The organism is Paenibacillus phytohabitans, from assembly GCF_013141775.1.
GTDB classification, from domain to species: Bacteria; Bacillota; Bacilli; order Paenibacillales; family Paenibacillaceae; genus Paenibacillus_AQ; species Paenibacillus_AQ phytohabitans.
The window spans coordinates 529,012-553,253 of sequence record NZ_WHOB01000016.1; the positions used below are offsets into that span (position 1 = coordinate 529,012).

Below are 24,242 nucleotides of genomic sequence, written 5' to 3' on the forward strand. Positions count from 1 at the left end.
GATGTATTTCTACATCCGTTAACGTCTCTCAGTAAAGCGGATTACGTACGGCGCATATACGCACGCACCGTGATCGGAGCGAAGATGGCAACAATGACTGCCGCTCCGACGAGGGAATAGACCAGATCGCTGCCTACCGTTCCATTGTTGACCAGATTACGGACGGCAGTGACCAGATGTGAAATTGGATTGATGTTTACAAACCACTGCAGCCATTTCGGCATCGTATCAACCGGCACGAACGCATTCGAGAGGAAGGTTAACGGGAACAGTACGATCATCGAGATCCCTTGCACGCTGGAAGCTGTCCGGGCGATTACACCGAAGAAAGCGAAGATCCAGCTGATCGCCCATGAGCATCCGATTACAAGTACCGCTGCAAGCGCAACATTTCCGATGCCGCCTTCTGGGCGCAAGCCCATGATGTAACCCATAACGAAGGTAAGAACAGTAGCAATGGTATAACGGATAGTATCTGCGAGCAGCGCGCCAGCCAGAGGAGCAATCCGTGCGATCGGCAGTGATTTGAAGCGGTCAAACACACCTTTCTCCATATCCTCCCGCAGCTGGACACCTGTGACGACAGAGGTCGTAATTACGGTCTGCACTAGAATACCAGGTATAATCACCGGCAAATAGCTTGCTACATCACCGGCAATTGCCCCGCCAAAGATATAGGTGAACATTAGCGTGAAGATGATCGGCTGGAACGTGACGTCAAATAATTGTTCCGGTGTCCGCCGGATCTTGAGCAGCCCCCTGTAGGCCATCGTTAAAGAATTGCGTACCGCCTGGCCGAAGCCTGTATGATTCTTCAGACGCCGTTCTGTCCCCGGCTTGATGAATGTACTCATGCCATTACCCCCTGTTTGTTCTTGGCTGATCCGGATGCATATCCGGCCTCTTCCTTCACTCCATCACCGGTTAAGGTGAGGAATACTTCATCGAGCGTCGGCTTCTGCACACTCATCTCCAGCAGCGGAATTCCCGCCCCGCGAAGCGCGATCAGCAGGTCGGTTACCCGGTCAACATCGCCCATCGGCGCCATGATTTTTGCGGATTCTGACGATACATTGGACCGCACCTGAAGCACCCGCTCGACGATTAGACGGGCATTCCCCATATCCTGCGGGTTCAAGACCTTCAGATGCAGCGAGGAGTTGCCGACGGAAGCCTTCAATTCATCTACGGTGCCCTCTGCAACCACCTTTCCGGTGTCGATCACGGCAATCCGGTCAGCCAGCTGATCCGCTTCTTCCAGATACTGCGTGGTTAACAATACGGTTGACCCGGTCGATACAAGCCGCCGGATGGTGTCCCACATTTGATTGCGCGTCCGCGGATCAAGTCCGGTCGTTGGTTCATCCAGAAAAATGAGCGGCGGCTGCGCAATCAGACTGGCAGCCAGATCCAGCCGCCGGCGCATCCCGCCGGAGAAATTCTTCAGCGGACGCTTGGCCGCTTCCGTCAGACCGAACTCCTCCAGCAGCTCTTCAGCCTTATTTCTCGATTCGGCGCGTCCCAGTCCGAGCAGTCTGGAGAAGATAATCAGATTCTCTGTCGCACTGAGTGACTCATCCACCGATGCATATTGACCCGTTACTCCGATTAACTGACGCACGATCTGCGGTTCTTTAACCACATCATGTCCGAAGATACGCGCCGAACCTGCGTCAGGCCGCAGTAAGGTGGCCAGCATGCGGATTACTGTCGTTTTCCCTGCCCCGTTCGGACCCAGCACCCCATAGATCATGCCCGTGCCGACCTTGAGATCCACACCATCGACCGCGCGGTTGCTGCCGTACGTTTTGACAAGCCCCTGCGCTTCGATGGCATAGCTGCCAGTCTCCTGCGCTCTTCCTGATTGTTGTACTTGTTTCATCCCTTATTCCTCCTAGACAACTGAATGTATTAGGATGGTAACCGACTTTTTTAAACTGAATATAAACTTGCCTCTCATCCGCCGGATTGCTTTTCCCACGTCTTATTAAAACAAAAATCCGATCCCTTGGGATCGGACTGAAGAAGTACGCTTGCAGACGTACACTTTAAATACAATATTATTAATTATAACCGCCCTCGGCTTCCGGCAATTCTTTGTACGCCTCCTTACCGGCTACGATGTCCGCGATGAAGTTCCGCAGCTCCAGCAGCTGCCCGGCATCATCTGTAAGCTCACAAGTCTCACCGGACCAGCTCAAATCACGTGTAACTCCGTCTACAGTTATCTGCCAGCTGTCTTCCTGGTAAGGGGTGACGGCACAACTCTGCCTGGCGGGCACAAGCTCCAGCGTCCCCATAATGTTGATTTCCTTCATCTGGTCATAGATGCTGCGCATCTCATCCCCGGTCAGAGTAACATTCGCACTCGCTGTCCCGTTCATGATCAGATCCTTTACCACTATATCCTGATACGTATTGATCTCATTCTTGGTAGCTTCTCCATAGCCATACCGGACCAGAAAGTCGAAATCTCCGGGCATTTCTTGCGGCATAACGTTCTGCCCAGCAGCGCGCTCTGCCTCCTTATCCGTACTACAGCCATTTAGGAGCAGTACTGCGAGCAGCAATAAGTATACCCGCCTCAATGAACTCACCTCCATAGGGAAACGTCTTAAGCTTGATATGAGCCTGTTATAATAGGATAATAATACCAATAATAACATTTCAATCACTAGAGGGAGGATATCTTTTTTGAAAAAAACTATCATACTATTAGCTTGTGTCTTCTTACTGGCAGCCTGTGAAGAGAATTCAGCAGGCGGGACAGTGAATGAAACTCAGGTTCAGCTGGATGCCCAGAAACTCGATTTCCTCCAAAAAGAGAATGAAGCGCTGAAAAATCTGCTGTCAGAACCGCCTTCGCAACCTCAGACTAAGGAGGCCGTTACTCCGGATACCTTTAAAGCCAGCGATCATGAGAACCGGCTGCTGGATTCAGTAACGTTCCGTAATCTGCAATACCGCTTTTTCAACAAATCTGCAGACAATTCGGCGGAGATCGGTGTAGCCAAGGTCGATGAAGGCGCTGTAGAGATCTACTTTCAATTTACCAGAGAGAATGATATCTGGCTATTTGACGGGATGATTACCAATTAGGGTGATCTAAATAGGTTGAATAAGTGAACACCAACTCCTGATTCCGGTAATGCTGTTGCGTGATGATATCCGGTTCGATCTATAATTTCTTTTTCCTCTCAGTAATACGCCCGTTAGGTATATGTTCGATTCTGACCGCAAAAAGGCTGCCGGCCACAGATTTCTGCACACCGCCAGCCCCGCATATTATGCTTACCGCCAATTCTTAACTTCTACCCATGCTGCATCCGGGCCGCTCCGTTCAAATGCCGTACCTACAGCTCCTCTAAAAGGCTCCAGTAAGCCCGGGTCGCGGTCAATCAGATCGTACACATTCATGATCGCGGTATTCTTGGGATCACTCAGGTATGCTCCATCCTCATCCCCGGTGAATAGCCTCCATCCGCTATCCTGCTCCCGTGTGGCTGCTTCACGGTACATCCAGCGAACCCCGCTTCCGGGCAGCATGCATTTCTTGGTCACCAGCGCCGCCTTCTCGCCTGCCTCGACCCACGCCGGGTCGCCTTCTCGCAGAATTGTCCGGGCAATATGTCTGGGCTCGAATTCCACGGTAGCTCCAGGTTGCAGCGTCTGTATCACTCCCGGCACATTCGTCAGCAGCCCCGTATAACGTCCGGTAACCGGATCTTGCCCGGTAATCTCCACCCACATCCGTTCAGCGCGGGGTTCTCCTTCTTTCGGGTTCGTCAGGATGAAATGCAGCCTAACCATTCTTCCTGGGTTCTGGGTCATCCGTTCTTGCCGGGAGGGAATAAAGAAAGAATTAGGATGCTGCCGGCTCACTTCTTCCACATCTTCCAAAGTCCATTCCATGACGTGTGCCTCCTAGTCTGTAGTGCTAGACTACCATTACCCCATTGCGGGAGACACGATTCATTTGGACAGGAAAATCCACCCATCTTAAGCTCAGGCACAGGGACAATTAAAGGAGTTTCGATTCCTGTACAGGTATCCATATTTCACTTTTGTACGCTGGCGAGGTTGTATCCTTGCTCTCATTCCAGAGGATCTCCGGCCCTTCGACCTGCTCGTAATTGGAAGAGGGGAACCATTCGGAATAAATCCGGCCCCAGATATTCTGGAGCGTATCCGGAAACGGCCCCACCGCTTCAAATACAGCCCATGTAGACGCAGGGACTTCAAGCTTGGCATAGGACGGAGGACAGTCCAGTGTGGTAGCTACACCAATATAATGATCGAGCTCCCCCCGTTCCTCCATCCGCCCTTCGGAGAAATTCACCGATGCGCTGATCATCCCGGCAGGAACGATGTTGGACAGCTGCTTCAATTCTGTAATGATCTCCATATTGAGACTCTGCCACATCGCTGCGATTTCCGGATTCACTCCGTTGAACTGGATAGGCACCCTTTTCTTCAGTCCGACGATGCTAAAGGCCGCTTTCTCTTCCATACGGTAATTCATTTCACTGCCTCCTCTGATCGTTAATTGAAAAGTCATCCGGGGAAAGGCCTTCAGCGGTGTCCCTGCACTTCTTGCTTCCGACGGCGTCACGCCGTGAACCAGCTGGAAGGCCTTGGTGAAGGCATCCGGTGAACTATAACCAAATTCCAGGGCCAGATCAATAATCCGCTGCTGGCTGCCCTGCAGTTTGAATGCGGCCAATGTGAGACGTCTGCGGCGGATATATTCCGACAGCGGAATACCTGCCAGAAAGGAGAACATCCGCGTGAAATGATACTCCGAGCATAACGCCCGCCTCGCTGCCTCCCTGACATCCACCTCACCCTCCAGCTGCTCTTCAATATAGGAGAGTGCCGCGTTCATATTTTCGAGCAGGTTCATCGTTTATCACCCTTTCCTCACCATCAGATTAACAGCTATCCCAAGACCGGGTCCGACAGTTCCTGCACCAGATTGACGGGTACTGCCCCTGGAGCAGCAATAATTCTGCCATAATATAGTTGATATATATGAAGACAATCCGCTCTATTTTAATGATAATGAAGCATAGATACTATATAAAAAGCAATTTTCCCCAGCGGGAAGACGGAGGGTTGAAATGAAGCTTATACCCAACTGCATAACGCTCAGCCGGACCTTGCTGGCACTCCTGCTGTTATGTCTTGAGCCGCTGGGCGCGGGCTTCACCGCTGTCTATATCCTGTGCGGAATCACAGATATGCTGGACGGGCCGATTGCCAGAAAAACCGGAACAACCAGCAGTCTCGGCGCCAAGCTTGACTCCCTGGCTGACATGACGCTGGTAGGCGCCGCATTATATACATTGTATCCGTTCCTTGGACTTACACCCGGGGTTCTCCTCTGGATCATGCTGATCGCCTTAATCCGGGGTGCCTCCATGCTGACCGCACTGCGCAGATTCCGGACCTACGGCAGCATTCATACCTATGGCAACAAGCTCGCCGGAATCCTGTTATTTATCACACCTCTGCTGCTTCCGTATATTCATCAAGGTGTCTGGACTGCTGTTGTATGCACCGTAGCTACTATATCCGCTGTGGAGGAATTCATCATCCTTCTGAGCTCAAGTCAGCTGCAGCTGGACCGGAAGGGGCTGTATCGGCGGCGCTAATCTTCTGTTCATACACCCCAAAGAACCCATAACACACACAACGGGTTCTCCGGTAACACTGCCTATTCTTCTATAATCCCGCACACCACGAATACTTAGCCAAAAGGTCCGGCATCCGCAAAGCTTCTGATTAACGCCTTGACCTGTCGTCTGGAGGTAACGGTGATGACTTGCTGATGAGCGCCGGCCTGCCGGAGTCTTGCAATGGTGTTGTCGCGGCTTCGTGTCTTGTAGTTCCAGACCCACTTCACGAACGCCCAGTCGAGCTTCTCCGGACAGCCTTCGTTCATATCGGGTCTGGTTTGGTTATGATACATCAGACGCCGCTTCACAATCCGGTACATACATAAGAGCCTAGGCAGATCCAGAAAAATGATGACATCCGCCCGCTTGAGCCTGATATCCATCGTCCTTGAGTAATTGCCATCCATAATCCACTGCTCTTGCTCCGTATATTGCCGGACCAGCCCGTCCCATTCCTCATCCGGCTTGGGAATCCAGCCCGGGTTCCAGAAATGGGAATCCAGATGCACAACCGGAAGATGGAGCAGACCGCCGAGCTGCCGTGCCAAGGTGGATTTGCCCGAGCCTCCTGATCCGAGAATTAGAATCCGGTTCATAAGTTCTCCCTGTCCAATATGACGTAACTACTATCCCTTCAATCCAGCTGCAAGTATTCCTTGATTCCATCCGCGATGGATGAGGCCACTGCTTCCTGGAACTCATTGGTCCACATCTTCGCTTCATCGCCCGGGTTGGTCAAATACCCCAGTTCCAGCAGCACGGACGGCATCTCCGTCTCCCGCAGCACAAAGAAGTTCGCAGCCTTGACTCCGCGGTCTTTGAGCCCGGTAGCCAGAATAACATGCTTATGTATAGTCTCGGCAAAAACCAGTGATTCGTCATGATAATAAAAGGACTCCGTGCCCGATGCCGATGCATCCTCATAGGTATTACCATGGATGGAGATAAATAAATCTGCCGGAAGGTCATTCGCGAACTCCGGCCGGTACAGCTCATGCGTAGAAATGAAAGCATCCCCGGTCCGGGTAAGCTCAATCTGAAGCTGCGGATCATCCGCCAGCTTCTCTGCTATTGCCTGTGATACGCTGAGGTTGAACTCCTTCTCAAACCGTCCGCTCACAGAAGTCGCACCCGGGTCTTCACCGCCATGCCCCGGATCGATTACGACCTTGTATACAGGTCCGGAATACACCGGATCACTGCTTCCAGGCCCGCTTGTACGATCTGGTTCATGAATTGCCCGATTACCCGCCGCCGGAGCCGCAGCCAGACTTGAATCTGCGCTGTTCCCGCCTGAACCGTTACTGACGCCATCACTGCATGCCGCAAGCAGTAGCAGACTGAGCCATGCGGCAGCTATAATGTACATCTTCCTCATTCCGGTCTCTCCTTATCGCCTACTTCATATTCGTCTCCCCTTCCATTTCAGCATACCGGAGGCTGGATAGGCAAGACCTAATTCTGTAACGATACACGGACACCTATAGATTCTTATCCTTGCAAAAAAACTGATGGAGGCCTTTGTCATGGCTCCAATCAGTCTTTTGTTATTTCTATGCTATTTGGCGGGTGTATGCTCTGCTGCCTGCCCGGCATGACTGGAGGAATTCAGCAAGACGAGCCCCCCGATAATGATAAGCAGACTGATACCGGTGAGCAGGTTGAAGGGATCATTCCAGATCAGGATGCCGATGAGTGCAGTCAGCGCCGTCCCTGCCCCGGACCAGATGGCATAAGCCAGGCTTAACGGTATGGTTCTGAGACTAATGGATAAGCTGTAAAAAGCCACACCCATTCCAATCACCACTCCGATAGACGGCAGCACAGTGCTGAATCCGTCGGAGAGCTTGAGCATCGTTGTGCCGAAGATTTCCGAGATGATGGCAATACTTAGTGCAAGATAACTTTTCACAGTTCAACCCTCCGTTGAAAGCTTCAGGAGCACCACACCGCCAATGATGAGGAGCAGTCCTGCTACTTTTTTGACATTCAGACTTTCTTTATAGACCAGTACGCCGACCAATGCGGTTAACGCCGTTCCTACACCTGACCAGATGGCATAAGCCGTCCCGAGGGGAATCTCTTTCAGCGCCAGCGACAGATTGAAGAACGCCAGCCCCATGCCGGCGACCACCGCAATGGATGGAAGCAGTCTTTTGAACCCGTTCGATGCCTTGAGCATGGAGCTGCCGAAGACTTCACTCACTATAGCCAACGACAATAATACATAAGAATTCACTTGGGTTACCTCCTAATTAATCATCTCCAGCAATTTGCGGACGACCTTGTCACGCATTTCGCTGCTGAGATCGCCGATTCCAAAAACCTCCGATAACCACAAGCCGTCTACAGCCAGCCGGACCATCGAGGAGATCACCGGATCAAGTCCATCGTTCTCAATGTTCTCCTGCCAGACGGAGTACTGTTTCCGAAGGTCATCCAGCAGATCCCCGTTGCTAAAAAGCGCTGCGTTAAGCGCTACGTTCATGCCCTGCGCTTCCTTATCTGCTTCGACGGTGGACTGCAAATAGGCCCGGCTCCATTTCCCTTGATCCCGTGTATCCCGGGCTGCCCTATTCTGAACATCGGTTATGAATTCATTCGTTATTCCTGACACCATGCTATGAATTAAGGCGTCCTTATTCGGAAAATGATGCAGCAGACCGCCTTTGCTCACCCCTGCTTCGGCGGCCACCGCCTCAAGTGTCAGCTTCTCAATTCCTTGATGCTTCACGACGGTTGAAGCGGCTGCCAGAATCGAATTGCGTTTGGAATTACTGTTCATGTGAATCACCCCTGTATTTACTATACCGTCTGGACGGTTTGTTTGTCAAATGAAGGACAGGAGTAACGTCGCCCGGCAAAAGAATCCAACTGGAGTTTATGCATTATGCGGCTTATCCGGCCTTTAGCAACTTTGGAGATTGTAGGCCACCACATGCTCCCCTCAGACTTCTTCTGGGACAGCTCCCTCTGTACAGTTCCCCCGGGGAAATTAAGCGCAATACTACTCCTCATCCCCGCTTCCCGCCCACTTTCGGCGAATTCAGGGGCACTTCTGCCCCTCATTTCCGCCTCCCGCCCACTTTCGGTGGATTCAGGGGCACTTCTGCCCCTCATCCCAGCTTCCCGCCCACTTTCGGCGAATTCAGGGCCCCTCATCCTGCTAATCAGAGGGATTTATCCCTTTGATTTTCCCATGCCAGCCACTTTCGGTGAAATCAGAGGGATTTATCCCTTTAATTTTCCCGTGCCGCCCAATTTCGGCGAAATCAGAGGGATTTATCCCTTTAATTTTCCCATGCCGCCCACTTTCGGCGAAATTAGAGGGATTTATCCCTTTGTTTTTCTCATACCGCCCGCTTTCGGCGGGATCAGAGGGACTCCGACAAAATCACCTTCTTTCTTCAGACGGAGAAGGATCTGCCCCAAATTCCAATGAAACTTATCCCCAACAGACGAATATCATAATTTCCGGGCACCCCTTACACAGCAAAAAACGCTCATCCGCTGATGAGCGTCACGCAACCATTATTCCCGCACTATTAATAAGAACTTGATTATCGGCCTGCTTATGATCCTGATAACAATCCCTTAATATAGCCGCTTAACTCTCGCGCCGTCTGCTGATGGGCCAGTAACCCAGGATGGGTTCTTGCTCCCGCCGTTTCGTCCGTCATATCCGGCAATTGAAACACTGACACTTTCTTGTCGCCAGTTGACTGGATATAAGCATCCACAGCACGATATATCGCCGGCATCAGCGGAATGCCCAGCATGCCATACGCCCAGAGAATATGGGCAGTGTTGTTATAACGTCTCAGCTTGCCCAGAAATTTCACCACGGCCGCCTCAAACGCTGCCAGATCGTCTTCATGATAACTGCCGTCTTCCTTCAGCCGCTGCTTATATCTCTGCCCGGTACCTTCATCCACCCATTCCGGGGAATGAAATGCACCGTTATCATTAGTACCAAGATTAACGACCACGACATCCGGCTGCCAGGATTCGAAGTCGTTCTCCTTATGCGCTCCGAGCGCTTCATTACGCTCTCCGGTGAGCAGACCGCAGACTTGCTCGTAGATATCTGGAAGATTACCCTTCGGATTGTTATCCCAGCTGGTGAGCACACCCCATCCGCTCTGCGAGATCACCCGGTATTCTGCCTGTACTGCGTCTGCAGTCATAGCCGTATAATTATGTACTCCGCTGAACCAGGCCGGTATCCAGTCCAGCTCCTCCCGGGCTCCGATAACGCCTTCACCTGAAGTGATGCTGTCGCCGATGAACTCCAGCCGGTAGGGCTTCGCTTCAACCGGCAGGAACGCTCCGTCTGTCCGGACCGCATGGAACTGCAGATAGCAGCCCGGGTCGCCGCTCATCGCCTGAACCTCTTTTACAATCCGGATATTCTTCACGGTGTCAAGGTTCATTCCGCGGAATACACAGATCCAGTGCCTTCCGGCATTCAGCATCTGTCTGCTGACCGGAACGGAGTTGATCAAGATACTGATCCAGGATTCGTATTGGTCATAACCGGATTCCACTTCAATCCACAGCCCGGAAGCCTGGACATTCAGCTCGATGGCACTGCCCGTCCAGAATAACGTAACCGGGTCCAAGCCGCCGGTCGTTCTGCCGTGAATCTTCAAATGCTCGATTTCAGCCAGCCGATGTACCTGTAAATACGCGTCCCCACTCATTCTGATCCCTCCCGCCTTGTGGCAATCGTGAAGCTGCGGACCTTCATCCATTTGCCGCCGACCCACTCGTCGATGGTTCCCTTCTTCGTCCGGACACAGAATTTATGCGCCGTCCCGCGGTCAAAGCCCGTTGCCTCATACAGCAGATCATCACCTTGCTGCCCTTTGAAGTACACCTGCTTCAGTCCGAGTCTGTTCAATAATTCCAGCTTCACACTTTCGGTATATTGCCGTGAGAATTCTTTTGACATCTATGTTCCTCCTGCGCTAATTAAGTTCTTTAGTGTTTTTTCGGATCGCTTATATGAGGATAACGTAAAAGCTGCGGATTTACATCTTTATTTTAAATCCCGCTGCCTTAAATCTAGTTGATTTTGAACTCTCCCATGTAATAAAATGAAAAGATTAAATAGAAAAGGATGCGCATACGCAATGCCGTTTAAGGAATCACGCTCGCTCAGTAAAAGATCGATTCTATTCTTCTCCCTAATTATGCTAGTTAAAAGCTATTTCGCCTGGTATTACCTGTTCGAAGACGGGCCGACCTGGACCACATGGCTGAAAGAGATTCCTTTTGTGCTGCTGCTGTTCTGCCTCATCGAATGGTTCGCCACAAAGCGGAAAATTGCCATCTATATGCTCGTCAATCTGCTTATTACCGTTTTATTCTTCTCTCTGATTGTCTATCATAATCATTTTGGCATTATTGCTACTTCTCAGGTCTTCGGCCAGGTCAAGCAGGTGGGAGCCGTCAAGAAAAGTATATTCGCCGTCGTGCACCCTCAATATATGCTTATTTTCGTAGACATTATCATTATCAGCCTGGTTATGCTCAGACGCAAGAAGGCGCTGGCTTGGAAGCACTCAATGTCACGCCCCAGTAACCGCAAGGCGGTCGCTGCCTTGTTCTGTGTTTCACTTGTCATGTGTATGATGAATATTTTTCCGAATAAGGCCAGTATGAACGAGAATGTCAAAGCCGAACAAATGGGGATCCTCAATTATGAAGCTTATGCCCTGCTGGGTGAGCCGGAGGAAGAGCCGATTAATCAAGCGGAAATCTCACAGGCAGGCATTGATAAGACCAAAGGCATTCAGACCCTAGCCAATCCGGTCATGTACGGGGCCGCCAAGGGTAAGAATCTGATCATCCTGCAAATGGAGTCTTTCCAGAACTTCCTGATCAATCTGTCGGTTGACGGAACAGAAATTACACCTAACCTGAATAAGCTTGCCGCCGAGAGTTATTACTTCCCCCGGTTCTTTCAGCAGGTGGGTCAAGGTAACACATCGGATGCCGAGTTTATCGTAAATACTTCCTTCTATGTTCCGCCGGATGGTCCGGCTACAGAAATGTATGCACCTAAAGACCTGCCGAGTCTGCCGAAGCTCCTGCAGGCCCAAGGCTACGACACGGCAACCTTCCATACGAATGAAGTCGACTTCTGGAACCGCGGAGAACTCTACGATGCGCTTGGGTTTAACCGTTATTATGACAAAGCCTACTTCGGTGAAGACGATACTGTCTTCTATGGTTCATCGGATGAGGTCCTGTATAACAAAACATCGTCAGAGCTGGCCCGGATGGACCAGAACGAACAGCCCTTCTATTCACACGTAATCTCGATGTCATCGCATAACCCGTTCACCATTCCAGAGAGCAAATATAAGATGACACTGCCGGAACGTTACGAAGGTACGCTTGTGGGAGACTATATCCGTGCCGAGAACTATGCCGATTATGCGCTGGGTCAATTTATGGATGAACTCAAAAGCAGCGGGGTATGGGATAACAGTGTGGTTGTGCTTTATGGTGATCACCGGGGACTTCCTATTTTCTCGCTCAAGGATGATGATAAAGTCTTAATGGAGGAAATTCTGGGGCATGAATATAATGAACGCGATCTGATTAATATCCCGCTCATCATATCAGCTACCGGCATTACGTCTCCAAGCGTGAAGGAGCAGCTGGGCGGACAGGTTGACATTCTCCCTACTGTAGCGAATCTGCTCGGTGTGCCGCTGGACTATCATATTCATTTCGGACAGGATTTATTGAATCAGACCCATTATAACCTGCTCCCGCAGCGCTATTATCTGCCTACGGGCTCCTTCGTTAATAACGAAGAGCTCTTCTTATCCGGCAGCGGGTTCGAAGACGGACAGCATTATACATTATCCGGTGACGGGACGGAGCTCCTGCAATCGACAGAGGATGAGTTCACCCGCGCACTTGAGCTTCTGCGGATGTCGGACAGTTATGTTACACAGCTGCCGGACCGTGAAGTTAAGGATGAGAGTAGCTCTGATTAAAAGCTAGCACGAATAGAGCCCGGACCCGGAGAAGCGTCTCCAGGACCGGGCTCTTTATCTGTGATTATAGCTGCTTATTCAGGAAGTTCTTCACAGCCTGGCCTGCAGGAAGCGGCAGCTGCATCCAGACATAAGCATGAAGGGAATCTGGAATGCGTGTGATTTCATAGCTGTCCAGCAGCCCTGCGAAAGCGTCCAGATTGCGGCGGATGGACTCGTCAGCCCACTCTTCTTCGCTGGGGAGGAATAGTACCGGACACTCTATTTTCTGATAATACTGCTCAAATGACAGATCCCAGAACTTCACGATATATTCGGTCCTCACACGGTTCAGATAACAGTAGGTGTACTTGCCGTCCGGAAGCTGCTGCAGACTATGTTCATAAAAGGCCGAGAAATATTCATTCCACAGCCCCTCCGCTGTCAGCTCCGCCCGTTGTTCGGCAACATACTCCTCTATACTGTTGAAGATCCGTTCTTCCCGCTCACCCAATTCTGCACGCAGCTGTTCTTTTCTCTGCACAATTTCTTCTGCTGTACCTTGGAATATTCCGTATTCGCCGAATTCATTATTAAGTGCGCCTTCGCAGACCAGGGATAACACTCTCTCCGGATGCGCCGCCGCCAGACTCAGGCCAACCTCTGCTCCCATCGAGCTGCCGACGATATGGCACTTGTCTACCTGCAAATGCTGCAGCAGCAAATACATATCCTCAGCCATCTGATCGATATGATAGCCGGTTTCCGGTTTGTCCGATTGACCATGTCCCCGGATATCGGGAGCAATGATGCTGTAGTCCTGTGCAAACTGCGGGAGAATCCCCTCCCACATGTTGAGGTTCCCGCCGCTGAAATGAAGAAACAGAATAGCAGGCTTGCTGTTTAATGAATGCCTCACGTTTATCGCTAGCTGCCCTAATGAAATACGTTCCTCGATCAAAATTCAAACCTCCATGTTATGTATAATCGAACTGTTAGCGGCTGAATCTTCTTATGTTCATCTTATGTATGTATTCTGTTGGCTATCAACACTTAGAGATAACTCTAACTGCCAGCAGTTATATCTCCCGTAGCAAATCGTAATTATTGGTGTCGTAGAGAGCAACCTTCAAATCAATAATGTTCAGATTTTTCTTCAATTCATCCATCTGCCGCAGTACTTCCTTACGGTGCTCGATCATAATACTTCGCCGTGTCTCCTTGGTCGAATCGCCTTCCATAATCAATTCGATGTATTTTTTGATATCTTTAATCGGCATTCCGGTGTTTTTCAGGCAGCAAATCACTTTGACAAGTGATAAATCACCATCAGAAAATATGCGGTTTCCCGCTCCATTGCGTCCCACAAAGGGCAACAATCCCTCCTTATCGTAAAAGCGGAGTGTATGCGCCGTCACCTCACAAATCGCAGCTACTTCATTGATACTGTACATCCTCTTTCACCTCGAAATGGGTATTGTAATGACTGCTTGACTTCGATAACCCTCTAAGTATTAGCATTAAGTATATCGAACGGCTCGCCAACTTACAATTCAGGCCGGATGTTAAACATTCTGGTATGAGCCATAGATACAGTCAAACAGGGCAAAGGAGAGAAAGAAAAGATGGAGAAATTCCCAAAATGGACAGCTTCAAATATTCCCTCACAGCAGGGCCGCTCGGCCATCGTTACCGGTACAGGAGGCATCGGCTACGAAACGGCGCTGGAGCTGGCCAAAAATGGGGCAGAAGTCATACTCGCTGGCCGCAATGCCGCAAAGGGAGCAGAGTCGGTGAAAAAAATCCGCAGTAGTGTTCCCTCAGCCAACATCCGTTTTGAAGAGCTGGATCTTGCCAGCCTAGAGTCGGTACAGGCGTTCGGCGCAAGGATGAATAAGGAGCGGCACAGTCTGGATCTGCTAATCAATAATGCAGGAGTAATGACACCTCCTACCCGCAAAATCACGAAAGATGGCTTTGAGCTTCAATTCGGTACGAATTACCTTGGACATTTCGCGTTGACTGCGCATCTGATGCCTTTACTGCGCAAAGGAAACAAACCGCGTGTGATAAGCCTGGGCAGTGTTGCCCACCGGAGCGGCTCAATACATTTTGACGACCTGCAATTTGAACGCCGTTATCATGCCATGAAAGCTTATGCGCAATCAAAAATTGCCATGATCATGTTCGCACTGGAGCTGCAGCGGCGCAGTGACGCGTCGGGCTGGGGCCTATTGAGCCTTCCTGCTCATCCGGGTGTTTCACGCACGGAGCTGATTCTCAACGGGTCCGGACCGAATAGCTCCGCGGGAATGTTGCGCAGGCTATTGGGTCCGGTCTTCTTCCAGCCAGCCGCGCAAGGCGCGCTTCCGACGCTCTTCGCCGCGACATCGCCGGACGCGAAGTCCGGAACTTATTATGGTCCCGGCAGACTCTCAGAAACAAGGGGCTTGCCAAAGCCGGGCAAGATCGCTCCGCAGGGGCTGGATGCTGCTGTGGCGGCCAGACTGTGGGAAGTATCCATACAATTGACGCATGTGGATTTCGACGCAATAGCGAATTCATAAAGGTTCCATAGGCACCAATCCCGCCTGCTGATCATACACAGATAGAAAGAAGGGCGGGATGCGGGATGGGTAACATGCGGAATGAACAGGACTGGGCCATCTTTCTGGCTGCCGTCTGCGGGCAGACCTATGTACAATTTGAACATGCGGACGGTTCGTTCGTGGTTCCGGCGGACTTCTCGGTCGTGCATAATTTCCGGGCGAAATCCATGGGCGGAATCTCCGAGCCGTTTGGTTTCATTCTGGAATCACCGCAAGAGATCATTGTTGCCTGGCGCGGAAGCAGCTCAACCACCAATTGGCTCTCCAACATGAATGCTGCGCAAAAGAAGTTCAAATATATCAAGGAAGATTGCCTGACGCACAGAGGCTTCACAGATATTTATTCGTCAGCAAGAGAGGAAATCCTCTCCATACTCGGGACCTTGTCACCGGAGAAAACGCTATACGTTACAGGCCACAGCCTCGGCGGGGCACTAGCAACCTTATGTGCTATAGATATCGCTGCTAATTCAGCCTACAGGTCTCCCCGCCTGTATACGTACGGATCTCCGCGTGCAGGTGATCCTGCATTTGCCAAAGCTTTCAGCAGCTATGTCCGCAGCAGCTTCCGTTATGCCAATCTTTTTGACGTCGCCACCTACGTTCCGCCTACCATCTACAAGCTGCCCCGGCATGAGAAAAAATATTATTACACCCATGTGCAGACGCTGTACTCATTATCTTTCCAGAACGGGACGGTTGAGCTCAATCATGTGCTTAGAAGCTATTTCGCAGTACTGTCGAAGCAACGGCCAGAATACACAGCAATGTTATGTTCCACGAATCCCGGCTTCTGTCCGGTGCTTGAATTGATTACCTGATCACCGGGGGAGCCCCTGCATATTGTTAATTAATTCGCCAAAATTTGATTCAGGCTCTTCTCCAGCACTTTCAATCCTGCTTCCGGCTGAATCCGGTTACGGATAATATTCTGCAGCTCCTCTGACATTGCAGTGAATAGTGCCGCATATTTATCGGTTTGCGGGGCGAACTTCACCTGATCCCTCGACTGGATAAACAGCTCGCGGTAAGGCAGCTCCCGGTAAGCCCGGCTCTCTGCGATATCAAGATTGGCCGGGACATGACCCGCCTCCCCCCAGATATGTCCGCCCACCTCTGAGAAATACTTCATGAAGTCCATCGCTCCCTCCTGCTCCTCCAAGCTTACGTAAGCCGGAATAACCAGCGTATGTGAGCTTCCCCAGTGGGCGGCGCTGCCGAAGATGGGCGGGAGAGGCATAATACCGATTTCGGTATCCTCATTGCCCAGATGATGCCCCGCTTCCCATACTCCGCCGAACCACAGTCCAGCCTGGCCGTTATAGAAGGAGTCCCAAGGTGTATTATCATTCAGATCACTTAATCCCTCTTCGAACAGCTGCTGGTAGAAGGTCAGGACCTTCACCGACTTCTCATTATCGACCGCTGCATGCTTCATATCGGGACTGAACAGCTCTCCGCCTGCCTCATAATACAGATCCAGGAACGATTCCTGAAAATAAGGGGTGTTGACCGCCATCGGCTCTACCCCCGGAACCCGCTCAGCGATCTGCCGCAGCATACGGATGAACCCTGCGGGAGTGTTCTCTTCAAGCTTCGGCGTTCCATCTGGAGTAAGCAATCCGGCCCTGGCCAGTATATCCTTGTTGTAATAGAGCATGTGAAAATGGGTATCGAGCGGGACTGCATAATATTGTCCGCTGTAGCTGACGCTCTGCAGGTTCTGTTCACCGATTTGACTCCACTGGAATCCGTCCTGCTCAGCCAGAGCATTCAGCGGAACAATTTGCCCCGCTTTAATGAACGGCGACAACCGGTCCGCATGGACAACGGCTACATCAGGCCCTTTGCCGAAGGACAGAGCAGTGCTCAGCCTGGCGTAATATTCGTTAGATTCAAGTCTGAGCTGCTTCACAAACACTTCACTCTGGGAAGCATTATAATCTTTGATAATTCTCTCTACGAATTCGCCTTCGCCGCCTCCGAACGGATTCCAGAAGGATACCTCGACAGGCACTGTACTCTCCTGGGGACTCTGATTCCCGGAAGAGAGCTCTGCACAGCCCGGCAGCAGGAACAGATACAGCAGCAGAACGGGCAGCATACGGCCCATGGTTTTCATCTCACTCCCCCTTTCCGGAACAGGTTCACTCCAGTCATATTCTGTAAGCGTTTGCACAAAATCCCACCCTCACAGCCCTCATTGGCCGCTCTTACGAACCAGCCCGCGATATTCCGAAGGAGACACGCCAGTGATTTTCTTGAACACCTTGGAGAAATATTTCGGGTCCTGAATCCCGACCAGGGTACCGACATCTCCAGCCTTCAGTTCTCCGGTTAGCAGGGTCTTGGCCTTCTCAATTCTGATCCGGGTCAGATACTCCAGGAAGCTCTCGCCTACTTCCTTCCTGAACAGGTTGGCGAAATAATTCTTGCTTAAATGTACAAGCCGGCTAATCGACTGCAGTGTGATTTCCTGATCATAGTACTGCTGAATATACTGGGTTGCCTTGATAATGCTGTTCCGGTCGCTGTTATACATCTCTATCATATGCTCTACCAGCGCTTCGAAGGCCTGCATGAACCATAGCCGGCTCTGTTCAAGCGTTTCCAGCATCGACAGCTCGTCAAAGTACTGCTTCTTGAGCTCCAGAACCTGTTCAGCATCCCTGGATACATCAGGCCACAAGGTTGTTAGGATCATCAGCAGCTCAAGTGAGATAATCTGCACGAGATCCGCATCCCGGCGTACAGCCAGCTGCCCGAACAGCTGATTCAGATACTCCTCCAGCTCTCTGGACTGGAAGGCGTACACCATAGACTGGATCTGGCGGCTGCTGATCTGAAGTGCCTCAAGCGGAGGTACTTGCGCCTTCAATTCTTCGCTGCCGTGAACCAGAACACGACCGCTCCCCATAAACAGCTTCTGCCTGGCAGCTTCCACGGCCTGGACATAAGCATTCTTCAGCTCTGCCCACTGCCCGTTCACTCCGCTTAGACCAATCGTTGCAGTCCAGCCGTATTGGGCCGATAAGCGGCCGATAAGCTCTTCACTACAGCTGTGCACGAAGTCTAACCAGGCTAATCCTGCGGGCTCTGCGTTTACGGCTGTGGTCACTACAATATTAAGCTCCCCCTGTCTGTCCGGGAACATCTCATAGCCGAGGGTTCGCTCATCCCACATCTGCTCCAGCAGCCTGCGGATCGCGCTCTGTCCTTGCCCATACCCCGGCTCAGCACTGCTGCCCAGGCTAATATGCAGCAAATATAGCGGCCGTGAATCCGCAAGTCCCGCCTGTGCGAGTCTACTTCTGTCTATCTGCCCCTGAGCCGCCCCCCGCTCCATGAGCTCCAGCAGGAAATTCTCCTTATGCACCGGCTCCGGGGGAGCAGCCTGGGAAGAGACGGGCATATTCTTCTGCACCGCCTCCAGGCTTTCCTTCAATTTAAGCAGCACCAGCTCAAAGTCACGCGGCATCATATCCGATTTGATCATATACTCGGATACACTATGTCTGATCGCTTCCTTGGCATACTGGAAATCTTCGAGGTTGCTGAGGATAATAATCCTGATATCCGGTGAGAGCTTCCGTACCTCGGCAATGAGCTCGATGCCGTCCATCACGGGCATTTTGATATCGGTAATCAGGATATCAGGCAGCCCGGATTCCATCACCTCCAATGCCTCCCTGCCGTTCGACGCTTCGCCTATGACCTCCATCCCGATGGACTCCCAATTAATCATCGACCGGATTCCATATCTTACGATAAATTCATCTTCTACGATAATGACCCGGTGCATCTCAGCGGTTCCCCCTTATATCCTCTGTCATGAGTGGCAGCTTGATTCGTATGGACGTTCCTGTACCCGGCTCACTGTGAATCTCGATGCCGTACATTTTCCCGCAAATCAGCTTAATCCGTTCATCCACATTGGCCAGTCCAATGCCTCCCGGCTTCTCCTCCTCCGCCGCTTGCCCGGCCAGCAGACTGCGCGCAAGCGCCGGGTCTATCCCCTTCCCGTTGTCCGCCACTTCGAACCATACCAGATTGCCCGGCGCTTTGCTGCACGATATGCGGATGCAGCCGCCGGACTCCATATCTCCAAAAGCATGGATAATCGCGTTCTCCACAATCGGCTGCAGAATCAGCTTGGGCGTCCGCAGGTGACGGACATCATCGTCCATCTCAACAACGGTCTCAATATTGAAGTTGAAACGGAACTTCTGAATGCCCAGATAACACTGCACATGCTCGATTTCCTCCTCCACCGTAACGGTCTCTTCCCCTTTGCCCAGACTGATCCGCAGCAGCCGCGACAATAAGCTGACCATCTCTGCCGCGTTGTTGGCTTTTTGAATCAAGGCCGTCCATTTAATAATATCCAGGGTGTTGTAGAGAAAATGCGGGTTGATCTGCGCCTGCAGCGCCTTGAGCTCCGCCATCCGTTTCTGATCCTGCTCCAGATATACCGCTTTCAAAAGCTCGTCGATCCGCACAACCATGTAGTTGAAATTATCTCCGAGAATATCGATTTCGTCATGCCGGCTTTTGGCTTTGTAGCGGACGCTGAGCTCGCCGGACATCACCTGCCGCATCAGACGGATCATCTTCAGAATCGGATTCGTAATAGAATTCGCCAGCACCAGTGCAGCAATGACCGAGAAGACAATGCAGAGCAGCCCGACGAAGATGAAAATCTGCAGCAGACGGTTCGAATCCTGGTACAGCGCCGCCTTGGAAATGACATTCACCACCACCCAGTCATTGGTGTGCAGCTTCTTGGCATTCACAATCAGGCTGTCGCCCTTGTACGTGAGCGGAAATCTCGTCTCCTCCGGTCCGGAGTCTATGAGCTTCTCGTAACCCGCCTCACCCAGCACCTCAGTCACACTTCTGCCAATCAGACCACTGTCCGGGTAGGAGACCAGCATGCCACGTCCGTCCATCACGAAGCTTTGCAGATCCCGGTTGTTGCTCACCGCCTTCGAGACCAGCTCCTTAATGACATCCTCCCGGATATCCAGAACTGCCACAATCCCCAGCGGACTGTCATCGGATATTTTGTACAACTGCTTGGCTACCGAGAAGACGTGGGTGCTCTGCGAATTCAGACTGTCTACATAGGTCCCGTAGCGGGTCGGATACCAGCGGAAGTTGCTGCCGCCCTCAAGCGTCTGCAGGAACGGCTCTACCTCGGCGGGCGTGCGCTTGTTCCAGCGGTAGATTCCTTTGATATAATGCCTATCCGATACAAAAGAAATCGACTGCACATCCTGATTGATCGCCACAATCGTGGACAGCTTCGTCGTTAGCGACAGACTATCCACATCATAGCTGGCCGTGTCTGTCCGATCAAGGGTCCGCAGCATGCCCACGATCTCGTTATTGTTCAGCACCTGCATCATCATGTCCTTGTACACACCCAGCCGCGTATCCAGATTATCAGCGGTCTGGTACAGCAGATGCTCGGAATATTCGGTTACTTTGTGGTTAATCGTTGATTTGGAGATCGAAAATGAAATAATCCCCATGACCACCAGCGGTGTCAAGGAGAAGAGAACAAGAAGCAGCATCCACTTATAGCGCATGCTGCTCTTCATAATTTTGATCCAGGATATCAGGCGGAGCCGCATGGGCCTGGCAGAACTCTCAGGAGATGTAAGCATGCCCACTATCCTTTCGCGTTTAAGAATTAACCTTTGACACCGGACATCGCCACACCCTGGACAATATGCCGCTGAAGAAGAATGAACACCAGAATCGTCGGTATCGCCGCAATGGCACTTGCCGTCATAATCAGATTGAGCGACATGTTATTATTCGACAAAAAGGTGGGCAGCCCTGCCGAAAGAATCATATTCTCTTCTGAGGTAATCGCCAGATAAGGCCACAGGAAGTTATTCCAGGAGAGGATAAAGAAGAAGATCCCTACAGAGACCATGGCTGAGCGCGTAAGCGGCAGACAGATGCTCCACCATAACCGGAAGCTGCGGCTGCCGTCAATCTGCGCGGCTTCAATATAATCCCTGGGTACCCCGTCCATGAATTGCTTCAGCAGCAGAATGCCGATCGGGTTGGTCAGCCCGGGCAGGATAATCGCCCAGATGTTATCAATCAGCTGCAGATGCAGCGCAGTTTCATAGAGCGGAATCAGTATAGCTTCTGTCGGAATCAGCAGACCTGAAACGATCAGCACATAGAATATCCCCCGCGTCCGGAAAGGCAGCTTCGAGAAGGAGAATGCCGCCAGCGAGCTGAGCAGAATGGATATGACGGTGGTGAGGACACCAATGACCAGACTGTTCCAGGTCCAGTGCAGAATTTGCGAATCCCGGATGACTTTGACATAGTTGTCGGTATTCAGATCTGACCAATTCACCCAATCAGCCAGCGTATATACGTTCACACCGTCAGGCTTCAGGGAGGTGAGGAACATCCAGATCAGCGGAAAAACAAACAGCAGTGCAAGCAGTACAGCAGCAATATTTAAAGCAAGCTTCTTCATGAACGTCTCCCTCCTATCCGTCTTTGCGGTCTGTGATTTTGAATTGAACCACGGCGATCAGCAGCATGATGAAGCAGAAGATCATTGATTGTGCTGCGGCCAGGCCGAACATATCCTTTTTGAACCCCGTGACATAGATATAGCGGATCATGGTATTGGTGGAATCTCCCGGCCCGCCGCCGGTCATTATCTGCACCTGTCCGAACAGCTTGAGGCAATTGATAATCTGATAAAAGATCTGGATCTTCATCACACTGGACAGCCCCGGCAGGGTGATGCTCCAGAAGCGCTGCCAGGCATTCGCGCCGTCGATCTTCGCCGCTTCATAATGATCTGTAGGGATTTCCTGCAGTCCGGCCAGAAACAGCACCATCACAAACCCGACGCTCCACCAGTCTGTCGCTATCGTAATCGCCCACCACACGAACCTGTGATCGGTGAGCCAGTTGATATCCGTGTTCATGCCAAGCGCATGCAGTACAGCGTTCACCGGGCCGTTCTTTGCGTCGAACAGCTTCAGCCAGATGAAGCTGACCACTGAGACGGACAGGACATAGGGCAGGAAGAACACGGAACGGATCAGGGTCCGTACCCAAATTCTCTGATTGATGATCAGCGCCAGTACCAGTCCAAGCACCAATACGGTTGGCGCGCACAGCAGTACGAAATAAAAGGAGTTCCACAAATACGAATAAAAATCCGGATTCTCTAAAATTTTCTTATAGTTAGCCAATGCAACATACTTCTGCATCCCCTGAATGCCCCAGACATGCAGGCTCATCCAGGCTCCATTGATTACCGGCCACAGGTAGAACACCGTAAACGGTACCAGAAAGGGGACCAGATAAAAAATAGCTTTCAGTTCCTTCAGTAGGTGTATGGGCTCTCTCCTGCGAAGAGGCGTTGCCGCTTTATTCTCTATTACACTCCGCTCCATCGGTCATTCTCTCCTTCAATTAAGTTTGCACATGGGCTGGAAGGACAGGCCACCCGCCCTTTATTTAAGTCGGCGGGGGGGCCGTACCTTTCCTGCAGAGGGAGCTAGTTCTCCAGCACTTCGTTAATCTGTTTCTCCAGCTTCGCCAGCCCGTCTTCCGGACTCTCACTGCCGAAGATGATGTTCTGCAGCTCTTCGGAGATCGTTGTAATGATGGTTGTATACTTATCTGTCGGCGGAGCAAATTTCACGGTCTTCTGAGCCTCGATGAATTCGCTGCGGTAAGGCAGACTCTTGTAGGCATCGCTGGTGGTTACTTTGCTGTTCGCAGGCACATGACCCGCCTGTCCCCAGGTTTCTCCGCCGATTTCAGAGAAATACTTCATGAACTTGGCTGCCGCCTCCTGCTTCTCAGGAGTGACGTAGGACGGAATTACAAGCGTATGGGAGCTGGCCCAGTGCGTCTGGCTGCCAAAGATCGGAGGAAGCGGCATCGCACCGATATGCAGGGATTCATCCCCGAGGAGCAGCCCCGCTTCCCATACACCGCCGAACCAGAAGGCAGCTTTGCCGTTATGGAAGGTATCCCAAGGCGTTTTATCATTGAGATCGGCATACTTATTGTTGAAGACGTCCAGATAGAATTTCAGGACATCCAGCGCCTGCGGATTGTTGATACTGGCTTTGGTCATATCGGAATTCAGGATATCCCCGCCGGCTTCATAATAGAGATTAAGGAACGGCTCCTGGAAGTAGGGGGTGTTCACAGCCATCGCCTGCACATCCGGCACTTTGGCCTGAATATCCGCCAGTGTCTTCTCGAAGCCTGCCGGTGTCAGGTCTCCAAGCTTAGGGGTGCCGTCTTCATTCAGCAGACCAGCCTTCTGCAGGATGTCCTTGTTGTAGTAGAACATATGGAAGTGGGTATCCAGCGGAACAGCGTAAGGCTTACCCTCGTAGGACACACTGTGCATGTTGGAATCAGAGATTTCCTTAAGGTCAAATCCGACCTTGGAGGCCAGCTCATCTACAGGTACAATCTGCTGCGCCTTCACGAACGGGGAGATCCGGTCCACATGGGCAATGGCAATATCCGGTCCTTTGGAGGAAGACAGCGCCGTACTGAGCTTCGCGTAATATTCATTGGATTCGAGGCGGAGCTGCTTCACAGTTACCTCTTTCTGCGAGTCATTGAAGTCCTTGATAATCTGGTCTACGAATTCCCCTTCCCCGCCGCCGAACATGTTCCAGAACGAGATCTCTACCGGACTGCCGCCTGCACTCTCTGTCTTTGCCGGTGCATCCGATGCCTTGACGGCTTCTCCGTTCTCTTGGTTTCCGGATGAGCACCCCGGCAGAATCAGGGCTAACGCCAGCCCGGCCGATACCAAACCTGTGTACTTCTTATTCATCCTCATTTGAACAACCCTCTCGTCAAAAAAGTTTGTGTGCGAGAGCCCTCTCAACCATTCATGTAAGGGCTTTCTTATCACTTACTCTACAGGGGATGCGGCA

The 24,242-nt window shown here is 51.4% G+C and carries 25 protein-coding genes; 5 read left to right on the forward strand and 20 right to left on the reverse strand.

The genetic code is table 11. The features are described from left to right. Nucleotides 1-41 precede the first annotated feature (41 nt). From GC101_RS04170 to GC101_RS04180, 3 genes are all read right to left on the reverse strand, one after another. Nucleotides 42-854 (reverse strand): ABC transporter permease, encoded by an 813-nt coding sequence (locus tag GC101_RS04170; RefSeq protein ID WP_171716186.1) that lies wholly within the window; start codon nucleotides 852-854, stop codon nucleotides 42-44. Then, nucleotides 851-1,882: an ATP-binding cassette domain-containing protein gene (locus GC101_RS04175; protein ID WP_171716187.1), complete on the reverse strand. Its 1,032-nt coding sequence runs from the start codon at nucleotides 1,880-1,882 to the stop codon at nucleotides 851-853. Before GC101_RS04175 ends, GC101_RS04170 begins: the two co-directional genes overlap by 4 nt. A gap of 181 nt (nucleotides 1,883-2,063) precedes the next feature. Beyond that, nucleotides 2,064-2,588, reverse strand: a complete 525-nt coding sequence (locus tag GC101_RS04180) for a hypothetical protein (protein ID WP_246354144.1) — start codon at nucleotides 2,586-2,588, stop codon at nucleotides 2,064-2,066. 106 nt (nucleotides 2,589-2,694) lie between these two features. Here GC101_RS04180 and GC101_RS04185 point away from each other — a divergent pair, with 106 nt between their 5' ends. Then, nucleotides 2,695-3,099, forward strand: coding sequence for a putative periplasmic lipoprotein (locus GC101_RS04185; RefSeq protein ID WP_171716189.1), 405 nt, complete (start codon nucleotides 2,695-2,697; stop codon nucleotides 3,097-3,099). 192 nt (nucleotides 3,100-3,291) lie between these two features. Here the strand turns inward: GC101_RS04185 and GC101_RS04190 are convergent, their stop codons facing one another. Continuing rightward, complete coding sequence (locus tag GC101_RS04190; protein WP_171716190.1) at nucleotides 3,292-3,912, reverse strand: DUF2185 domain-containing protein; 621 nt, start codon at nucleotides 3,910-3,912, stop codon at nucleotides 3,292-3,294. 109 nt (nucleotides 3,913-4,021) lie between these two features. Next, complete coding sequence (locus tag GC101_RS04195; RefSeq protein WP_171716191.1) at nucleotides 4,022-4,903, reverse strand: AraC family transcriptional regulator; 882 nt, start codon at nucleotides 4,901-4,903, stop codon at nucleotides 4,022-4,024. 217 nt (nucleotides 4,904-5,120) lie between these two features. Here GC101_RS04195 and GC101_RS04200 point away from each other — a divergent pair, with 217 nt between their 5' ends. Continuing rightward, on the forward strand, nucleotides 5,121-5,654 hold the full coding sequence (locus tag GC101_RS04200) for a CDP-alcohol phosphatidyltransferase family protein (RefSeq protein ID WP_171716192.1): 534 nt from the start codon (nucleotides 5,121-5,123) through the stop codon (nucleotides 5,652-5,654). Nucleotides 5,655-5,749: 95 nt separating this feature from the next. Here the strand turns inward: GC101_RS04200 and GC101_RS04205 are convergent, their stop codons facing one another. The 7 genes from GC101_RS04205 to GC101_RS04235 form a co-directional block, all read right to left on the reverse strand. Further along, a complete protein-coding gene (locus tag GC101_RS04205; RefSeq protein ID WP_171716194.1) occupies nucleotides 5,750-6,274 on the reverse strand; it encodes a DNA topology modulation protein in 525 nt (174 codons plus the stop codon). Between the two features lie 38 nt (nucleotides 6,275-6,312). Beyond that, the gene (locus tag GC101_RS04210; RefSeq protein ID WP_246354145.1) at nucleotides 6,313-7,056 is read right to left on the reverse strand and encodes an N-acetylmuramoyl-L-alanine amidase family protein; all 744 of its coding nucleotides are present in this window, start codon (nucleotides 7,054-7,056) and stop codon (nucleotides 6,313-6,315) included. Nucleotides 7,057-7,236: 180 nt separating this feature from the next. Further along, nucleotides 7,237-7,590: an SMR family transporter gene (locus tag GC101_RS04215; protein ID WP_171716196.1), complete on the reverse strand. Its 354-nt coding sequence runs from the start codon at nucleotides 7,588-7,590 to the stop codon at nucleotides 7,237-7,239. Nucleotides 7,591-7,593: 3 nt separating this feature from the next. Beyond that, the gene (locus tag GC101_RS04220) at nucleotides 7,594-7,917 is read right to left on the reverse strand and encodes a DMT family transporter (RefSeq protein ID WP_042138348.1); all 324 of its coding nucleotides are present in this window, start codon (nucleotides 7,915-7,917) and stop codon (nucleotides 7,594-7,596) included. Between the two features lie 12 nt (nucleotides 7,918-7,929). Further along, a complete protein-coding gene (locus tag GC101_RS04225; RefSeq protein ID WP_171716198.1) occupies nucleotides 7,930-8,463 on the reverse strand; it encodes a TetR/AcrR family transcriptional regulator in 534 nt (177 codons plus the stop codon). 787 nt (nucleotides 8,464-9,250) lie between these two features. Next, entirely contained in the window at nucleotides 9,251-10,381 is a 1,131-nt protein-coding gene (locus tag GC101_RS04230) for an SGNH/GDSL hydrolase family protein (RefSeq protein WP_171716199.1), read from the reverse strand. Continuing rightward, nucleotides 10,378-10,632, reverse strand: a complete 255-nt coding sequence (locus GC101_RS04235; RefSeq protein WP_171716200.1) for a hypothetical protein — start codon at nucleotides 10,630-10,632, stop codon at nucleotides 10,378-10,380. The genes GC101_RS04230 and GC101_RS04235 overlap by 4 nt, the downstream gene beginning before the upstream one ends. A 181-nt stretch (nucleotides 10,633-10,813) precedes the next feature. On the opposite strand from GC101_RS04235, the gene GC101_RS04240 reads away from it, so the two are divergent. Next, nucleotides 10,814-12,694 carry an LTA synthase family protein gene (locus GC101_RS04240; RefSeq protein WP_171716201.1) on the forward strand — a complete coding sequence of 627 codons (1,881 nt, stop codon included), beginning with the start codon at nucleotides 10,814-10,816 and terminating at the stop codon, nucleotides 12,692-12,694. Between the two features lie 64 nt (nucleotides 12,695-12,758). On the opposite strand, the gene GC101_RS04245 is transcribed toward GC101_RS04240, so the two are convergent. Both GC101_RS04245 and GC101_RS04250 read right to left on the reverse strand, forming a co-directional pair. Continuing rightward, entirely contained in the window at nucleotides 12,759-13,634 is an 876-nt protein-coding gene (locus tag GC101_RS04245; protein ID WP_171716202.1) for an alpha/beta fold hydrolase, read from the reverse strand. A 118-nt stretch (nucleotides 13,635-13,752) separates the two neighbouring features. Next, complete coding sequence (locus GC101_RS04250) at nucleotides 13,753-14,127, reverse strand: MerR family transcriptional regulator (protein WP_039293820.1); 375 nt, start codon at nucleotides 14,125-14,127, stop codon at nucleotides 13,753-13,755. 171 nt (nucleotides 14,128-14,298) lie between these two features. Between GC101_RS04250 and GC101_RS04255 the strand changes: the two genes are divergently transcribed. Together GC101_RS04255 and GC101_RS04260 are read left to right on the forward strand one after the other, a co-directional pair. Beyond that, entirely contained in the window at nucleotides 14,299-15,240 is a 942-nt protein-coding gene (locus tag GC101_RS04255; protein WP_171716203.1) for an SDR family oxidoreductase, read from the forward strand. Nucleotides 15,241-15,305: 65 nt separating this feature from the next. After that, nucleotides 15,306-16,103 carry a lipase family protein gene (locus GC101_RS04260; protein WP_171716204.1) on the forward strand — a complete coding sequence of 266 codons (798 nt, stop codon included), beginning with the start codon at nucleotides 15,306-15,308 and terminating at the stop codon, nucleotides 16,101-16,103. A 29-nt stretch (nucleotides 16,104-16,132) separates the two neighbouring features. Here GC101_RS04260 and GC101_RS04265 read toward each other — a convergent pair whose 3' ends face one another. The 6 genes from GC101_RS04265 to GC101_RS04290 form a co-directional block, all read right to left on the reverse strand. Then, nucleotides 16,133-17,404, reverse strand: coding sequence for an ABC transporter substrate-binding protein (locus tag GC101_RS04265; RefSeq protein WP_171716205.1), 1,272 nt, complete (start codon nucleotides 17,402-17,404; stop codon nucleotides 16,133-16,135). Between the two features lie 78 nt (nucleotides 17,405-17,482). Continuing rightward, a complete protein-coding gene (locus GC101_RS04270) occupies nucleotides 17,483-19,084 on the reverse strand; it encodes a response regulator (protein ID WP_171716206.1) in 1,602 nt (533 codons plus the stop codon). A 1-nt stretch (nucleotide 19,085) separates the two neighbouring features. Continuing rightward, a complete protein-coding gene (locus GC101_RS04275; protein WP_171716207.1) occupies nucleotides 19,086-20,885 on the reverse strand; it encodes a sensor histidine kinase in 1,800 nt (599 codons plus the stop codon). Between the two features lie 92 nt (nucleotides 20,886-20,977). Further along, on the reverse strand, nucleotides 20,978-21,790 hold the full coding sequence (locus tag GC101_RS04280) for a carbohydrate ABC transporter permease (RefSeq protein ID WP_042138366.1): 813 nt from the start codon (nucleotides 21,788-21,790) through the stop codon (nucleotides 20,978-20,980). A 13-nt stretch (nucleotides 21,791-21,803) separates the two neighbouring features. Then, a complete protein-coding gene (locus GC101_RS04285; protein ID WP_171716208.1) occupies nucleotides 21,804-22,727 on the reverse strand; it encodes a carbohydrate ABC transporter permease in 924 nt (307 codons plus the stop codon). Nucleotides 22,728-22,831: 104 nt separating this feature from the next. After that, the gene (locus GC101_RS04290) at nucleotides 22,832-24,145 is read right to left on the reverse strand and encodes an ABC transporter substrate-binding protein (RefSeq protein WP_171716209.1); all 1,314 of its coding nucleotides are present in this window, start codon (nucleotides 24,143-24,145) and stop codon (nucleotides 22,832-22,834) included. Nucleotides 24,146-24,242: the final 97 nt, after the last annotated feature.

Bases quoted from the DNA above. Each gene is read 5' to 3' on its own strand.
- GC101_RS04170 (WP_171716186.1), bottom strand. From the start codon at position 854: ATGAGTACATTCATCAAGCCGGGGACAGAACGGCGTCTGAAGAATCAT.
- GC101_RS04175 (WP_171716187.1), bottom strand. From the start codon at position 1,882: ATGAAACAAGTACAACAATCAGGAAGAGCGCAGGAGACTGGCAGCTAT.
- GC101_RS04190 (WP_171716190.1), bottom strand. From the start codon at position 3,912: ATGGAATGGACTTTGGAAGATGTGGAAGAAGTGAGCCGGCAGCATCCT.
- GC101_RS04195 (WP_171716191.1), bottom strand. From the start codon at position 4,903: ATGAACCTGCTCGAAAATATGAACGCGGCACTCTCCTATATTGAAGAG.
- GC101_RS04200 (WP_171716192.1), top strand. From the start codon at position 5,121: ATGAAGCTTATACCCAACTGCATAACGCTCAGCCGGACCTTGCTGGCA.
- GC101_RS04205 (WP_171716194.1), bottom strand. From the start codon at position 6,274: ATGAACCGGATTCTAATTCTCGGATCAGGAGGCTCGGGCAAATCCACC.
- GC101_RS04210 (WP_246354145.1), bottom strand. From the start codon at position 7,056: ATGAGGAAGATGTACATTATAGCTGCCGCATGGCTCAGTCTGCTACTG.
- GC101_RS04225 (WP_171716198.1), bottom strand. From the start codon at position 8,463: ATGAACAGTAATTCCAAACGCAATTCGATTCTGGCAGCCGCTTCAACC.
- GC101_RS04230 (WP_171716199.1), bottom strand. From the start codon at position 10,381: ATGAGTGGGGACGCGTATTTACAGGTACATCGGCTGGCTGAAATCGAG.
- GC101_RS04235 (WP_171716200.1), bottom strand. From the start codon at position 10,632: ATGTCAAAAGAATTCTCACGGCAATATACCGAAAGTGTGAAGCTGGAA.
- GC101_RS04240 (WP_171716201.1), top strand. From the start codon at position 10,814: ATGCCGTTTAAGGAATCACGCTCGCTCAGTAAAAGATCGATTCTATTC.
- GC101_RS04250 (WP_039293820.1), bottom strand. From the start codon at position 14,127: ATGTACAGTATCAATGAAGTAGCTGCGATTTGTGAGGTGACGGCGCAT.
- GC101_RS04255 (WP_171716203.1), top strand. From the start codon at position 14,299: ATGGAGAAATTCCCAAAATGGACAGCTTCAAATATTCCCTCACAGCAG.
- GC101_RS04260 (WP_171716204.1), top strand. From the start codon at position 15,306: ATGGGTAACATGCGGAATGAACAGGACTGGGCCATCTTTCTGGCTGCC.
- GC101_RS04265 (WP_171716205.1), bottom strand. From the start codon at position 17,404: ATGAAAACCATGGGCCGTATGCTGCCCGTTCTGCTGCTGTATCTGTTC.
- GC101_RS04270 (WP_171716206.1), bottom strand. From the start codon at position 19,084: ATGCACCGGGTCATTATCGTAGAAGATGAATTTATCGTAAGATATGGA.
- GC101_RS04275 (WP_171716207.1), bottom strand. From the start codon at position 20,885: ATGAAGAGCAGCATGCGCTATAAGTGGATGCTGCTTCTTGTTCTCTTC.
- GC101_RS04280 (WP_042138366.1), bottom strand. From the start codon at position 21,790: ATGAAGAAGCTTGCTTTAAATATTGCTGCTGTACTGCTTGCACTGCTG.
- GC101_RS04285 (WP_171716208.1), bottom strand. From the start codon at position 22,727: ATGGAGCGGAGTGTAATAGAGAATAAAGCGGCAACGCCTCTTCGCAGG.
- GC101_RS04290 (WP_171716209.1), bottom strand. From the start codon at position 24,145: ATGAGGATGAATAAGAAGTACACAGGTTTGGTATCGGCCGGGCTGGCG.